Consider the following 14,003-nt stretch of genomic DNA (forward strand, 5'->3'; position numbering starts at 1 on the left):
GTGGTAGAGGGTGCCCGGTCGGACCTTGACGTTCCGCCCGTCGCGCCGGTGGGTTGGGTGGGACGCGACCAGTCTACGGTCCGCGCGCGACGCGCCGGGACCGCACCGTGCCTCCTGTGTGGAACTGCGTGCGCGCGGTGCGCGCCTGTGGAGAACGCGCCCGTCTGGTTGCCGACGGCTGCTCCAAGGCGTATATTCCAGGTCGAATGATCGGGACGGAGCAATCCGTCATGTCGGACTGGAGGCACGGATGGCGTCGCTCACGCCGCTCGCGTTCGCCGCGCTCGGGCTCCTCGCAGAGGGCCCCACGCACCCGTACGAGATGTTCCAGACGATGACCCACCGGCGCGACGGGCGGAACGTCAAGGTCCGACCGGGCACCCTCTACCACCAGGTCGGCCGCCTCGTGGAGCTCGGCCTCGCCGAGGTCGTCGGCACCGACCGCGAGGGCAACCGACCGGAACGCACCACCTACGCGATCACCGAGAGCGGGTGGACGGTGCTGCACGACGGCCTGGTCGGCATGCTCGCCGACCCTGCCGACGAGTACCCGGTGTTCCACCTGGCGCTCGCCGAGGTCGAGAACCTGCCCCTCGCCGAGGCCGTCGACGCGCTCGACCGGCGGGTGCACGCGCTCGAGCGGCAGCGGGACGAGGCCGACGAGATCCTCGACGTCGTCCGCGGCAAGGACCTGCCCGAGCGGTACTGGCTGGACGTGTCGTACGTCCGTGCCATGCTGACCGCCCAGATCGAGTGGCTCCGCGCCACGACGGAACGCCTCCGGAACGGCGCCGTCCCCTGGACCGATCCGGTCCTCCCCGACACCACCCAAGCGCTGGAGTGAACACGTGCCAACCATCGTCGTCGAGGTCATGCCCAAGGCTGAGATCCTCGATCCCCAGGGCAAGGCGGTGGGCAACGCGCTCGCCCGTCTCGGCAAGGCCGACCTGACCGACGTCCGCATCGGCAAGCGCTTCGAGATCGCCGTCGACGGCCCCGTCGACGACGCGAAGCTGGCCGAGGTCCGCGAGATCGCGGCCGACGTCTTCTCGAACGCCGTGATCGAGGACGTCGTCTCGGTCACCGTCGCCGAGCAGGCGTGAGCCGCATGCGGATCGGCGTCATCACCTTCCCCGGCTCGCTCGACGACCGCGACGCCCAGCGCGCGGTCCGGCTGGCCGGCGGCGAACCCGTCGCGCTCTGGCACGGCGACCACGACCTGCAGGGGGTCGAGGCGATCATCCTCCCCGGCGGGTTCTCGTACGGCGACTACCTGCGTGCCGGTGCGATCGCGGCGAAGGCCCCGATCATGGCCGAGGTCATCGACGCCGCCGGCAAGGGCATGCCCGTGCTCGGCATCTGCAACGGCTTCCAGATGTTGGCCGAGGCACGACTGGTGCCGGGCGCGCACACCCGCAACGCCCACCAGCAGTTCATCCGGCGCGACCAGAAGCTCCGCGTCGAGAACGCCGGCACCGCGTGGACCTCGGGCTTCGACGCCCAGCAGGAGATCACCATCCCGCTGAAGAACGCCGACGGCCGCTTCGTCGCGGACGCCGACGAGATCAAGCGCATCGAGGACAACGGTCAGGTCGTGTTCCGCTACGTCGGCGTGAACCCGAACGGGTCGATCGACGACATCGCGGGCGTCTCGAACGAGCGCGGCAACGTCGTCGGGCTGATGCCCCACCCCGAGCACGCGACGGAGCCCGGGTTCGGCCCGGACACCCCCGCGGCGATGGCCTCCGGCACGGACGGCCTCACCTTCTTCACCTCCGTGATCGAGTCGACGCTGGTCAAGTGACCGCGGCCACGACTCCAGTGACAGGGAACGACAACACCGTGACGACCCACGTTCGCCCGAAGCCCGACACCGTCCAGGACGCCGCCGCAACGCCCGACAAGGAGCAGCCGTACGAGGCCCTCGGGCTCAAGGCCGACGAGTACGCGAAGATCCGCGAGATCCTGGGCCGCCGCCCCACCTCGGGCGAGCTCGCGATGTACTCCGTGATGTGGTCGGAGCACTGCTCGTACAAGTCGAGCAAGAACTACCTGCGGCAGTTCGGCAAGAAGGTCACGCCGGAGATGACCAAGAACCTCATGGTCGGCATGGGCGAGAACGCCGGTGTCGTCGACGTGGGCAACGGCTGGGCGGTGACCTTCAAGGTCGAGTCGCACAACCACCCGTCCTACGTCGAGCCGTACCAGGGCGCCGCGACCGGTGTCGGTGGCATCGTCCGCGACATCATCTCGATGGGCGCGCGTCCGGTCGCCGTGATGGACCAGCTCCGCTTCGGCGCGATCGACCACGAGGACACCGCCCGCGTCGTGCACGGTGTCGTCGGCGGCATCTCGTTCTACGGCAACTGCCTCGGTCTGCCGAACATCGGCGGCGAGACCTACTTCGACCCGGTGTACCAGGGCAACCCGCTGGTGAACGCCCTCGCGGTCGGTGTCCTGCGGCACGAGGACCTGCACCTGGCGAACGCCTCCGGCGCGGGCAACAAGGTCGTGCTCTTCGGTGCCCGCACGGGTGGCGACGGCATCGGCGGCGCGTCGATCCTGGCGTCCGACACCTTCACCGAGGGCGGCCCGACCAAGCGTCCGGCGGTCCAGGTCGGCGACCCCTTCGCCGAGAAGGTGCTCATCGAGTGCTGCCTCGAGCTGTTCCAGAAGGAACTGGTCGAGGGCATCCAGGACCTGGGCGCCGCCGGGATCTCGTGCGCCACGTCGGAGCTCGCGAGCAACGGCGACGGTGGCATGCACATCTCGCTCGACGACGTGCTGCTCCGCGACCCCACGCTCACGGCAGAGGAGATCCTCATGTCGGAGAGCCAGGAGCGCATGATGGCCGTCGTCCGCCCCGAGAAGCTCGACGAGTTCCTCGCGGTCGTCGGCAAGTGGGAGGTCGAGACCAGCGTCCTGGGCGAGGTCACCGGCACCGGCCGCCTCGTCATCGACTGGCAGGGCCAGGAGATCGTCAACGTCGACCCGCGCACCGTGGCCGTCGACGGTCCCGTGTACGACCGCCCGGTGGCCTACCCGACGTGGATCGACGCCCTGCAGGCCGACACCGCGGCCTCGCTCGACCGTCCGACCGACGGCCCGGCGCTCAAGGCGCAGTTCCTGCAGCTGCTCGGTTCGCCGAACCTGGCGTCGAAGAACTGGGTCACCAACCAGTACGACACCTACGTGCTCGGCAACACCGCGCTGTCCTTCCCCGACGACGGCGGCATGATCCGCGTCGACGAGGAGACCGGACTCGGCGTCGCCATCGCGACCGACGCCAACGGCCGGTACTGCCAGCTCGACCCGAAGCAGGGCGCACGGCTGGCCCTGGCCGAGGCGTACCGGAACGTCGCCGTCACCGGTGCCGTCCCGGCCGCGGTCACCGACTGCCTGAACTTCGGCTCCCCCGAGAACCCCGAGGTCATGTGGCAGTTCTCCGAGGCGGTCGAGGGCCTGGCGGACGGCTGCATGGAGCTCGGCATCCCGGTCACCGGCGGCAACGTGTCGTTCTACAACCAGACCGGCACCACCCCGATCCACCCGACCCCCGTCGTCGGCGTGCTCGGCATCATCGACGACGTCGCGCTGCGGGTGCCCTCGGGCTGGCAGGACGACGGCCACAACATCTACCTGCTCGGTACGACGAGCCTGGAGCTCGACGGGTCGGCGTGGGCCGGCACGGTGCACGGGCACCTCGGCGGACGCCCGCCGGCGGTGGACCTCGAGCGCGAGAAGGCCCTGGCGGAGCTGCTGTACGCGGCCTCCGGCGAGCAGCTGCTGACCAGCGCCCACGATCTGGCGGACGGCGGCCTCGGCCAGGCCCTCGCCGAGTCGGTGCTGCGGTTCGGCCTCGGCGCCCGGGTGGTGCTCGACGAGCTCGAGGCCCGCGACGGCGTCGACACCGCGACCGCACTGTTCTCGGAGTCGACCGGCCGCGTCATCGTGACCGTCCGGCGCGAGGACGACGTGCGCTTCCAGGGCCTGTGCGAGGGCCGGGGCTTCCCGGTGCTGCGCATCGGCGTGACCGACGCCGCGTCGGGCACGCTCGAGGTCCAGGGCGCGTTCGAGTCGACCCTCGACGAGCTCCGCGGCACGCACGCCGCGACGCTGCCGGCGCGTTTCGGCGACGTCATCACCGAGGACGTGACCGAGGGCTACGTCGGCCGCGGCCCGCTCGACACCGACGGCGCGTTCTCGCCGCGGGCCGACAGCTGATGTCGATCCGGCGGACGGCGGCGGCGGTGGTCGCCCCCGGCCCGGTCACCCGGATCGCGCGGTGATCGTCACCCTGCCGTTCGCCGAGCTCGTCGACCGCTTCGGCCCCGTGCCGGACGGCGTCGAGCTCGACGTGTGGGACGTCGAGGGCCCGTACGGTCGCCCCGACGAGGTGGCCCTCACGCTGCTGCCGTTCTACTTCGGCGGACGGCACCGCTGGCAGTACGTGCACGAGCTGCCGAACCTGCGGCTGCTGCAGCTCCCGAGCGCCGGCTACGAGCACGCGGTGCCGCACGTCCCGGAGCACGCCGAGCTCGCGAACGGCCGCGGCATCCACGACGACGAGACCGCCGAACTCGCGGTCGGGCTCGCGCTGACCTCGCTGCGGGAGATCGCGGCGTTCCAGTCCGACCGTACCGCTGGGGTGTGGGATGCACGGCAGACCCGCTCCCTCGCGGACCGTCGCGTCACCGTGGTCGGCTACGGGGCGATCGGCGCCGCGATCGCGACCCGGTTCGAAGCGATGCGGTGCCCGGTGACCGTCGTCGCACGGACGGCTCGGGAGCAGGACGGTCGGCAGGTGCACGCCTTCGGCGACCTGCCGTCCCTCGCCGCCGACACGGACGTCCTCGTGCTCATCACCCCGCTGACCGACGAGACCGAACGGCTCGTCGACTCGGACCTGCTCGCCGCGCTGCCGGACGGTGCCCTCGTGGTGAACGTCGCCCGCGGCAAGGTCGTCGACACCGACGCCCTGGTGGCGGAACTCACCTCGGGCCGTCTGAGTGCGGCGCTCGACGTCACCGACCCCGAACCGCTGCCGGCCGGACACCCGCTGTGGACGACGCCGAACACCGTGCTCACGCCGCACGTCGGCGGCAACACCGACCTCAGCGTGCCGCGCACCCTCGAGCTGATGCGGCAGCAGGTCACCGCGCTGGCCGAGGGCAGCCCCTTCCGGAACGTCATCCCCCGCTGACCGGCGAGGCCGCCGTCGGGCCGGCGGGCGTCGCGAGACTCGTCCCCGCGGGCGGTTCCGTGGGTCGGCGACAGCGGAAGCGTCCGCCGAGCCGAGTCCCGGGCCGCGCCGCGCCGCGCCGCCGCTCAGTCGATCGGCAGCGCCATGCCCAGGCTCGGCGCCACGTCCTCGAACCCGAGCGACCGGTAGAGCCGCTGCCCGGGCGGATACCCGACGAGCGTGATGTACGCCCCTCGGGGCGCTCGCGCACGGACGTCCGCGACGAGCCACTCGACGACCGCACGTCCGAGCCCGCGGCGCTGGTGCGCCGGATCGGTGGCGATGTCCGCGATGTGGAAGTACCACCCGCCGTCCCCGATGGTGCGGCCCATCGCGACCGGCACACCCTCGTGGTCCACGACGTGGCACGCCGACCACGACCCGGCGATCGCCCCGGCACCCTGCTCGGGCTCCTTCGGCGACAGTCCCGAGTCCCGTCGGAGGCGCAGGTAGTCGTCGAGCGGGGGCGGACCCACGACGAGCCCGTACCCGTCTGCGAGGGGCCCGACGGCGAGCGCTCCCCCGGACACGGTCAGCCCTGCGCCGACGGTGCGATCGGCAGGACGCACGCCGGGCTACCGACGGCGATCTGCGCCACAGGTCCGCCGGGCACGCCGTCCTCGCCCACGGGCAGCACCGCCACGGCGTCCGACATCTGGTTCGCGACGAGCAGGAACCCGGGGACCTGCGCGAAGTGCCGCGGCCACACGCCACCCGAGGAGGCACTGCCGACCACGGCGAGCCCGTCCCCGTCGGTGTCCAGCACGACGATCAGGTCCCGGCCACGGACGGCGACGAGCACCCGCCCGGCGTCGTCGACCTCGATGTGGGACAGGAGCGACTCCCCCACCGGCCCTTCGAAGGTCGCGGCCGAGGCTACGGGCACGAGCGACCCGGAGTCGTCCCGGCGGAGTCGGTACACGCGCCCGTCGAGCTCGCCCGCGACGATCAGGTCGTCGCCGAGCCACACCATGTGCCGCGGCCCGACCCCGGGACCGAGGTGGTGCACGCGGACCAGGTCGATCGCGGGCTCGCCCGTCACGCGGAACTCGTGCAGCGCGTCACCGCCGAGGTCCGCCACCAGCACGGTGCCGTCGGGCGTCCCGATGGACTGGTGTGCGTGCGGCCCCTCCTGCCGGTCCTCGACGGGACCCTCGACGTCGGGCAGCACGCCGGTGACGATCGCGGACTCCGGCACGACGACGCGGTCGCCCAGCCCGTGCGGCTCGGCGGATCCGGGACCGACGGAGCTGCCGTCGAGCACCGCGGTGGCGTGCGCCTCCGCTGCCGCGAGCCCGATCGCCGTGACCGTCCCGGAGACGTAGTTCGTGACGACGAGCGCGCCGGACGGGTCGACCCGGACGTGACAGGGGGCGTCGCCGCCGGCGGTCGCGTCCCAGCGGTGCTCGAGTGCGCCGTCGGCGTAGCGGAAGGCCGAGACGCTGCCGTCGGCGGTCTCGGACACGGCGTAGACCCGGTCGCCGTCGACAGCGAGGAACGACGGGTCGTCCATCACGGCCGCGGTGTGGGCTGTGGTGCCGTGCACGATCGAGATGCCCGTCGCCGACCCGCCACCCGTCGCCGTGTACGACCCCACGAGCACGTGCAGGTCGTCGAGCACAGCCAGGTCGTCGAGCGCCCCGGACTCGCTCACTTCGCGCCGCCCGCGATGCGCTCGTGGTGGTGGATGACCTCGGCGACGATGAAGTTCAGGAACTTCTCCGCGAACGCCGGGTCGAGGTGCGACTCCGCCGCGAGCTGCCGGAGCCGGGCGACCTGGACCTGCTCACGGTTCGGGTCGGCGGCGGGCATGCCGGCCGAGGCCTTGAGGTACCCGACACGCTGCGTGTACTTGAACCGCTCCGCGAGCATGTGGATCACGGCGGCGTCGATGTTGTCGATGCTCTGCCGGATGCTCGTCAGCTCGGCGACTGCATCGTCGTGGACGGGCGTGGACTCGTCGGCATTCATGGCCCGAGCCTACCGGCGGTGCCCCGCTGCGAGGGCTGCGTGACGGGCGGACACGAGCACCTCCCCCGGGCTGCGAGAATGGAGGCCATGTCGGTCCTGCTCGTGATCTCGAGCGTGTGTGCGGTCCTCGCGGGCCTCGTCCACGTGTACATCTTCTTCCTCGAGTCCGTCGCCTGGACCAGCCCCCGCGTGCGCCGTGTCTTCGGCATCGCGAGCGAGACCGAGGCGCAGGCCACCCGCGCCCTCGCGTTCAACCAGGGCTTCTACAACCTGTTCCTCGCGATCGGTGCGATCGTCGGCGTCGCCCTGGTCGCGGTCGGCAACGGCGCCACCGGCTGGCCGCTCGTCGTGTTCTCGACCGTGAGCATGCTCGGCGCCGCCGTGGTCCTGGCGGGAACGGGGCGCCGGTACCTCAACTCGGCGTTCGTGCAGGGCTCGCTGCCGCTGATCGCCCTCATCTTCGCGTTCCTCGGCTCGACCTTCCCCGCGTCCTAGCCCGACGCGCGCCGAACACCGGCGTCGTTCCGTCCCATCGCGCGTGCGATGGGAGGACGGAACGCGCATCGGGTGCAGGAAGGAACGGCCTCCTTCGCGCGGATGGGCCTCCCACGCGCAGATCGTCCTGCCACGCGCGGATCGGCGAGCCAGGCACCCAGCACCCGGACGCGCCGGGCGCACCCCGAGACGGACGGGAGGCGCGGTGCCAGCTGGCACCGCGCCTCCCGTCCATCCTGGGGTCGGCTCAGCCGACCTTCTTCGCCATCTCGTCCGGCAGCCGCTCGAGCGCCCACTCGATCGCCGCGGTCGTCCCGAGCGAGAACGCCGACGAGACGTTCGCGTCGCTGACGACGATGGAGTGGCCCTCCTGCACGGACGGCACCTTCTGGAACAGCGGGTCGGCCTCGGCCTTGGACGCGTCGACGTAGATCGGCAGGATGAGCGTCAGGTCGGCGTTCAGCAGGTCGAGGTTCTCCTCCGACAGCTTGACCGAGAAGGCGTCCCCGGCCTGCTCGTCGATGGCCTTCGGGATCGTGAACCCGAGGTTCTTGAGGACCACCGACCGGCTGTCGCTCGAGGCGTAGGCGCCGAAGCCCTCGGACGTGTACGAGCCGACGACGGCGGTCTTGCCCTGGAACTCCGGGTGCGCCTTCTTCGCGGCGGCGTACGCGTCGTCGAGGCCGCTGAGCAGCTTCTTGCCCTCGGACTCCTTGCCGAGCGCCTTCGCGATCATGTCGACCTGCTGCTCGGTGGTCGTGAGGTAGTTCGCGCCGCCCTTGGGGATCGCCACGGTCGGGGCGATCGCGGAGAGCTTGCTGTAGCGGTCCTTGTCTCCAGAGCTCTTGGTGTCGAGGATCAGGTCCGGCTTGAGCTTCAGGATCTGCTCGTAGCTCGGCTCGAGCGTCTGGATGATCTCGGGCTTCTTCGTGTAGGCGTCCTTGAGCCACGGCCCGACGCCGTCCCCACCGAAGGCGAGCCAGTCGCTGGCGCCGACGGGCTGCACACCGAGCTCGAGCGCCGTCTCGGCGTCACCCCAGCCGAGGGCGACGACGCGCTTCGGCTGTGAGGGGATCTCGGTGGTGCCGAGCGCGGTGGTGATGGACACCGGGAAGGCGCCGGACAAACCGGACGCGTCGCCGGAGGCCGAGCCGGACGGCGAGCCGCCGCTGCAGCCGGCGAGGACGAGGGACGCGGCGACGACGGCGCCGGCAGCCGCGAGCACGCGCCGGACGCGACGCGCGGAGGGGGAGGTACGGATCACGTAGGTAAGGCTACCCTAAGCGCCGCTCGGGCGCCGCGCCGTGGATAGGCTCGCCTGCGTGGAGTACTCGGACCCCCACCGCACCCGCCTCGCCGTGCTCGGCTCCCCCATCGCGCACTCGCTCTCGCCCACCCTGCACGCAGCGGCCTACGACGCGCTCGGGGTCGGATGGACGTACGGGAGGCACGAGGTCGCGTCCGGCGGGCTCGACGCGTTCGTCGCGGGGCTGGGTCCGGAGTGGCGTGGGCTGAGCCTGACCATGCCGTTGAAGCGGGACGTCGTGCCGATGCTCGACCGGACGACCCCGCTCGTCGACGCACTCGGCGTCGCGAACACCGTCGCGTTCCGGCAGGAGGGCGATCGGGTCGTCCTGGCGGGCGCGAACACCGACGTCGAGGGGATCGTCCGGCCCGTCGAGGCCCTCGGGCACGTGCCCGGTCAGGCGAGCATCCTCGGCGGCGGTGCCACCGCGGCGAGCGCCCTCACCGCGGCCGTCCGGCTCGGTGCCGTCGACGTCCGGCTGTTCCTGCGGGACACCGCGAAGGCCGGTGCCCTCGTCGACCTGGCGGTGCGGCTGGGCGTCACGCTCGAGGTCCTGCCCGTGTCCGCGCTGCCCGGCACCCGGCACGGGTTCCTCGTGTCGACGCTCCCCGGGGGCGCGGCGGACTCGCTCGAGCTGCTGCCGTCGGGGCCGGACGCCGTGCTGTTCGACGTGGCCTACGAGCCGTGGCCGACCGTCGCCGCGAGCCGGTGGGCGGCCACGGGTGGGCGCGTGCTGAACGGGCTCGACATGCTCACGGAGCAGGCGATCGGGCAGATCCGGTTCTTCCTGACCGGGGACCAGGACGAGCTGCTGCCAGACGAGTCTGCCGTGCGCCGGGCGATGCGACGCTCCGTCGGGCTGCCGGACGCGATCGCGGGCTGAGCGCGCGAACTCTCCGCCGAGGGTTGCGTCGCATGTGGCATTCCGGCAGGCTGTGACCTGACCGCGGGGGCGGCCGGAGGGGGGACCATGACGACAGTGCAGTTCGACGACGCTGCTGCCGACGCGGTGATGCGAGCGGCCATCGCCGCGTCGGACACGTTGCGTGGTCAGGGCGGACCGCGCCGAGCCGCTGCAGAGTCAGCGCTCGACGACTTCGACGGCGCCTACGCCGACCGGTTCCGACAAGCGGTGCTCGACGAGGCACAGGACCGCCCGAAGCTCGCCAGCACGCTCGACGAGCTCGCGGGTCAGGTGCGGACCGTCGCGAGCCAGGCAGCCCGCGAGCGGGAACGCATCCGGGATCTGGCAGCGTGGGAGACGCGGGACGCGCAGCGACGGGCCTCCGCCGCCGAGGGCACGCTCGAGGCGGTCGGCGCGTGGGGCGCCGGGGTCTTCGATCCGAAGCCCGCGGACACCCCGGTGGTGCCGACACCGATCTCGGCGACGTTCAGCGCCAGGCGACGCACCCGGACCGGTGACGGAACGAGTACCGGTCGCAGTTCCGCTCGGCCTGCTGCACTGCGTTCCTTCGCACGGGTGAGCCGGAGCAGCGACACGGCTGCGGGCGATCGCCTCGAGACCCTCCGCACGGCCTGGGCCGCCTTCACCGCTTCGTGTGGGTGGGCTCGCGTCGACTCGGTCTCCTGCATCACGGGCTTCCGGGAGATCCTCGCCGAGAACGCCGAGGACGCTTCGTGGCTGGATCGGATCGCCGATGCGTTCGAACGAGCCGGCGGCAGCGGGTCGCTCGCGAACACCGCCCTCGACATCGCGGCGTCGGGCACGCTCCCGCCAGCGCTGCGGAAGGTGCTCGCCGCCGGTCTGACGCCGGAACAGGTAGTGGATCGCTGGAGCGCGCTCGGATGGTCGAACGGCACGGGGTCGAAGCGCGACCTCGCCGCGCTGCCACTCGCGGTGCAGGCGGCGATCGGCAACCTCGAAGGGGCCCCCCACTGGGCTCGGGATGCAGCGAACCGGACGGTGCTCGCCGCGCGACTCCGAGACGCGGAACGGACGCACGACCCCCAGTTTGCCGCCCTCAAGGACATCACGGCATCGCTCAGGACAGTCGACGGGGGTGCGCCACGGCAGCTCATCGCCCTGACGGCCGACGAGCCGCCGCTCGCCGCGGTGTCGATCGGCGACCTCGCGACCGCGGACTCGGTGACCTGGGCGGTGCCCGGCATGGGGAGCAGCACCGAGAAGATGACCAATTGGACCGACGCTGCGCAGAACGTCTTCGACGAGCAGCACACAGTCGACAAGGGCAAGACCCACGCGGTCGTGGCGTGGATGGGCTACAAGGCCCCGGCCGTCCCGGTCGCCGGGGGCACGGACTTCGGTGTCTTCGACACGAAGGCGGCAGCCGCAGGAGCCCCTGCGCTGGTGGCGTCGATCCAGGGGCTCGCCGCGGTCCGAGCGGATCGGCCTCCCCGCACAGCGGTGCTCGGGCACTCCTACGGGTCGACGACCGCCGCCATCGCCCTCAGCGAGGGGCAGACCCACGTCGACGCGTTCGTGACCGTCGGGTCGGCCGGCATCCCGGATGACATCGCGTCGGCGAGCGACATCGACGCCGACGCGATGTTCTCCGGTCAGGCCCGGAACGTGATCCCGTTCCTCGAAGGCGGGAAGGGCGACCAGTGGGCCCACGTCGGTCGAGAGTTCAGCAGCGATCACCACACGGACCCCACCCAACGCGGCTTCGGGAGTACGCCGTTCAACACGGACGGCTCGGACGACGGTCGGGCTGTTGGGGACCACGGGGTGCACACCGACGACCAGACCGGGTACCTGGACCCGGGCACGGAGTCCCTGCTGAACGTGGCGAGGGCAACAACAGATCACGGCGACGATCTGACCCCCTACGAACCGGCTGGTCCGACACTGTTCGAACAGGGCCTGGCGAACTCCCGGCCGGTACCGTGATCCGGATGAGGGGCGCATGAAGACGACCAGGTGGGCTGCGGCGGTCGTCGCCGTGGCCGTGATGGTGACCGTGACGAGTTGCAGTGGAGGACCGACTGTGCAGCCGAAGCAAGCCAAGCAGGACATCGAGGCCATCGTGCAGCGCTCCACGGATGGCGTCGGGAGCGCCTGGACGCCGCGGAGCGCCGCACGGCTCGGGACATGTCCATCCGGAGACGGCGTCACGTGGGTCTACATCATCGACGGCCAGGCGTCCGACGATCCGGCGAAGGACGTCGCGGCGATGCAGGACGAGTGGGACGGGCTCGGGATCACCACCGAGCGGTACCAATCCGGTTCCGCGGACCCGATCCTCGGCGTCCGAGGGCACGGGGGGCCGGTCACGAGCGTCGACTTCTACGCGGACAAGGCGGGGTACACGATCATGGGTCAGTCGCAGTGCGCAGCGGGAAACCTCACCGACCTCGACCCGAACGACTTCTGACCGAGCCTCGCCCTGATCAGCTCACGACGCCGTCGACGTAGTACCACTGACCCTGCTCGCGGACGAACTCGCTCGTCTCCTCGAGCGTCCCGCGGTCGTCGTCGGTGCGCCACCACGCGCGGAAGGTGACCTGACCTGCGGAGTCGAACGGGCCTCCAGACCGGGTCGCGACGATGTCCAACCGTGTCCAGCGCTGCGCCGGGTCGAGCATCAGCTCGTCCGGCCGGGTGGTCGGGTGCCAGCTGCGCAGCAGGTACTCCGGCAGGCCCAGGGCGAACGCGCTGAACCGGGAGCGCATGAGCCGCTCGGCGGTCGGGGCCGCGGCGCCGGCGTGCAGGGGGCCGCAGCACTCGCCGTAGGGGTTGCCGCTCAGGCAGGGGCAGCGCTGGTCGTCGGGGAGCACCCCGGCACGGTAGCAGCGACGCGCTCGCACTGACCTGCTCGCGCACCACCCACTCGTAGTACCCGAGCGCGGGGACGATGCACCGGTTCGTCGCGAACGCCCGCTTGAACATCCCGCTCGTCGCGACCGTCTCGATCCGGGCGTTGATCGGCTTCGGGCGCTGCTTCTGGAAGTCCTTCGCCCAGCTCGGCACGAAGCCCCAGCTGATCTGCGGGAGCTCGCGCTGCCCGTGCCGCTGCCGGACGGCGTACACGGGGTCCGTCGGGGCGACGTTCCAGCTCGGGGCGAGGCCGGCGTGCACCTCGCCTGTCTCCTGGTCGACGTGCTCGGTGCGCGCGGCGAGCTCACCGACGAGCTCGGGCAGCAGATCGGCCGTGGTGTCGGAGACGACGAACCTTCCACACATGCGCCCAGTGTGCCCGCCCGGACCGACACCCGGCCGGCGGTCACTCCCCGGGCAGGCCCAGCTTCGAGCCGCTCGGGTCCCGACGCCACTGCGGCCGCTGCTCCGGGGCCGCGGGCGGCGTCGCGAGGGCGTCCCGCCGTGCCCGTTCGGATCGTCCGATCCGGAGCACCATGTCGGGCAGTGTGAAGAGGTACACGAACGGCCACAGGACCGCGAACACCTGAGCGCGTCCTGTCGTGAGCACCACGGCTGCGCCGATCGCCACGGCGAGCAGCAGCGGGGCGAGCCGGGTCAGCCGGCGCACCAGGCCGCGCTGCAGCAGGGGCACGTCGTTCAGGATCGCCTCGCGGTGCTCCGGGTACACCGGGCGCCGGACGCGGTCCAGGTAGGGGCGGACCTCCCACCGGACCGCCAACGCAGTGTTCGGCCGGACCTGCCGTCCGTTGATCCGCAGCTCCGGGCCGACCTCGCGCGCCGTGGGGCAGCAGGCGTAGACGAGCAGGAACACGCTGGCCGTCACGGCCGCGACCACGAGCCCCGGCCGCAGGCTCCCCGTCCCGGCCCAACCGTTCACCAGGTGCAGGGCGACGAGCGCGCCGAGCACCACGGCAGCGACGGCACCGGCGATCCACAGGGCACGGCGGACCCGCGCGAGGTCGACGACCTGGCCGAGGAGCCCCCGCATCACCTGCCACCCGAGCCGCAACACTCCTCACTCTTACCCCCACGCCCTGCGTGCGCGGACGTGCTGCGCCCTCGGAACGCCCTCGCCTCACTCGTGCACCGCCTTCGATGGAGCAGAAGACGTCCTGTCTCTTATACAC

15 protein-coding genes and 1 pseudogene are annotated in these 14,003 nt (G+C 71.8%); 9 read left to right on the forward strand and 7 right to left on the reverse strand.

Features of this window, described 5'->3' with window-relative positions; all coding sequences use genetic code 11:
• The first annotated feature begins 250 nt into the window (after positions 1-250).
• From HUN59_RS16060 to HUN59_RS16080, 5 genes are all read left to right on the forward strand, one after another.
• Complete coding sequence (locus tag HUN59_RS16060; protein ID WP_174778924.1) at positions 251-844, forward strand: PadR family transcriptional regulator; 594 nt, start codon at positions 251-253, stop codon at positions 842-844.
• A 4-nt stretch (positions 845-848) separates the two neighbouring features.
• Positions 849-1,103 (forward strand): phosphoribosylformylglycinamidine synthase subunit PurS, encoded by a 255-nt coding sequence (purS, locus tag HUN59_RS16065; protein ID WP_114850231.1) that lies wholly within the window; start codon positions 849-851, stop codon positions 1,101-1,103.
• Between the two features lie 5 nt (positions 1,104-1,108).
• The gene (gene purQ / locus HUN59_RS16070; RefSeq protein WP_058742209.1) at positions 1,109-1,804 is read left to right on the forward strand and encodes a phosphoribosylformylglycinamidine synthase subunit PurQ; all 696 of its coding nucleotides are present in this window, start codon (positions 1,109-1,111) and stop codon (positions 1,802-1,804) included.
• 38 nt (positions 1,805-1,842) lie between these two features.
• Positions 1,843-4,224 carry a phosphoribosylformylglycinamidine synthase subunit PurL gene (purL, locus tag HUN59_RS16075; protein WP_254629915.1) on the forward strand — a complete coding sequence of 794 codons (2,382 nt, stop codon included), beginning with the start codon at positions 1,843-1,845 and terminating at the stop codon, positions 4,222-4,224.
• Positions 4,225-4,285: 61 nt separating this feature from the next.
• Positions 4,286-5,203 (forward strand): 2-hydroxyacid dehydrogenase, encoded by a 918-nt coding sequence (locus HUN59_RS16080; RefSeq protein WP_174778925.1) that lies wholly within the window; start codon positions 4,286-4,288, stop codon positions 5,201-5,203.
• Between the two features lie 125 nt (positions 5,204-5,328).
• On the opposite strand, the gene HUN59_RS16085 is transcribed toward HUN59_RS16080, so the two are convergent.
• The 3 genes from HUN59_RS16085 to HUN59_RS16095 are packed head-to-tail and all read right to left on the reverse strand — an operon-like array spanning position 5,329 to position 7,213.
• Positions 5,329-5,811, reverse strand: coding sequence for a GNAT family N-acetyltransferase (locus HUN59_RS16085; RefSeq protein ID WP_368076178.1), 483 nt, complete (start codon positions 5,809-5,811; stop codon positions 5,329-5,331).
• Entirely contained in the window at positions 5,775-6,896 is a 1,122-nt protein-coding gene (locus tag HUN59_RS16090; protein WP_174778927.1) for a lactonase family protein, read from the reverse strand. Before HUN59_RS16090 ends, HUN59_RS16085 begins: the two co-directional genes overlap by 37 nt.
• A complete protein-coding gene (locus HUN59_RS16095) occupies positions 6,893-7,213 on the reverse strand; it encodes a chorismate mutase (protein ID WP_174778928.1) in 321 nt (106 codons plus the stop codon). Before HUN59_RS16095 ends, HUN59_RS16090 begins: the two co-directional genes overlap by 4 nt.
• Positions 7,214-7,300: 87 nt before the next feature.
• Between HUN59_RS16095 and HUN59_RS16100 the strand changes: the two genes are divergently transcribed.
• The gene (locus HUN59_RS16100; RefSeq protein ID WP_174778929.1) at positions 7,301-7,708 is read left to right on the forward strand and encodes a DUF1304 domain-containing protein; all 408 of its coding nucleotides are present in this window, start codon (positions 7,301-7,303) and stop codon (positions 7,706-7,708) included.
• A gap of 247 nt (positions 7,709-7,955) precedes the next feature.
• On the opposite strand, the gene HUN59_RS16105 is transcribed toward HUN59_RS16100, so the two are convergent.
• Positions 7,956-8,972: an iron-siderophore ABC transporter substrate-binding protein gene (locus HUN59_RS16105; RefSeq protein WP_254629916.1), complete on the reverse strand. Its 1,017-nt coding sequence runs from the start codon at positions 8,970-8,972 to the stop codon at positions 7,956-7,958.
• Positions 8,973-9,030: 58 nt separating this feature from the next.
• Between HUN59_RS16105 and HUN59_RS16110 the strand changes: the two genes are divergently transcribed.
• From HUN59_RS16110 to HUN59_RS16120, 3 genes are all read left to right on the forward strand, one after another.
• Entirely contained in the window at positions 9,031-9,897 is an 867-nt protein-coding gene (locus HUN59_RS16110; RefSeq protein WP_174778930.1) for a shikimate dehydrogenase family protein, read from the forward strand.
• 87 nt (positions 9,898-9,984) lie between these two features.
• On the forward strand, positions 9,985-11,886 hold the full coding sequence (locus tag HUN59_RS16115; protein WP_174778931.1) for an alpha/beta hydrolase: 1,902 nt from the start codon (positions 9,985-9,987) through the stop codon (positions 11,884-11,886).
• Between the two features lie 16 nt (positions 11,887-11,902).
• Positions 11,903-12,370 (forward strand): hypothetical protein, encoded by a 468-nt coding sequence (locus HUN59_RS16120; RefSeq protein WP_174778932.1) that lies wholly within the window; start codon positions 11,903-11,905, stop codon positions 12,368-12,370.
• Between the two features lie 16 nt (positions 12,371-12,386).
• Here the strand turns inward: HUN59_RS16120 and HUN59_RS16125 are convergent, their stop codons facing one another.
• The 3 genes and pseudogenes from HUN59_RS16125 to HUN59_RS16135 form a co-directional block, all read right to left on the reverse strand.
• Positions 12,387-12,773: a YchJ family protein gene (locus HUN59_RS16125; protein ID WP_174778933.1), complete on the reverse strand. Its 387-nt coding sequence runs from the start codon at positions 12,771-12,773 to the stop codon at positions 12,387-12,389.
• Positions 12,774-12,825: 52 nt separating this feature from the next.
• Positions 12,826-13,179 (reverse strand): annotated as a pseudogene (locus HUN59_RS16130) (SOS response-associated peptidase family protein); the annotation flags it as partial.
• A gap of 40 nt (positions 13,180-13,219) precedes the next feature.
• The gene (locus HUN59_RS16135; RefSeq protein WP_174778934.1) at positions 13,220-13,888 is read right to left on the reverse strand and encodes a hypothetical protein; all 669 of its coding nucleotides are present in this window, start codon (positions 13,886-13,888) and stop codon (positions 13,220-13,222) included.
• Positions 13,889-14,003 lie beyond the last annotated feature (115 nt).

The organism is Curtobacterium sp. Csp2, from assembly GCF_013347165.1.

Excerpts from the sequence above, each read along its gene's own strand:
- HUN59_RS16120 (WP_174778932.1), top strand. The coding sequence starts at position 11,903 with ATGAAGACGACCAGGTGGGCTGCGGCGGTCGTCGCCGTGGCCGTGATG.
- HUN59_RS16060 (WP_174778924.1), top strand. The coding sequence starts at position 251 with ATGGCGTCGCTCACGCCGCTCGCGTTCGCCGCGCTCGGGCTCCTCGCA.
- HUN59_RS16100 (WP_174778929.1), top strand. The coding sequence starts at position 7,301 with ATGTCGGTCCTGCTCGTGATCTCGAGCGTGTGTGCGGTCCTCGCGGGC.
- HUN59_RS16115 (WP_174778931.1), top strand. The coding sequence starts at position 9,985 with ATGACGACAGTGCAGTTCGACGACGCTGCTGCCGACGCGGTGATGCGA.
- purQ (WP_058742209.1), top strand. The coding sequence starts at position 1,109 with ATGCGGATCGGCGTCATCACCTTCCCCGGCTCGCTCGACGACCGCGAC.
- HUN59_RS16095 (WP_174778928.1), bottom strand. The coding sequence starts at position 7,213 with ATGAATGCCGACGAGTCCACGCCCGTCCACGACGATGCAGTCGCCGAG.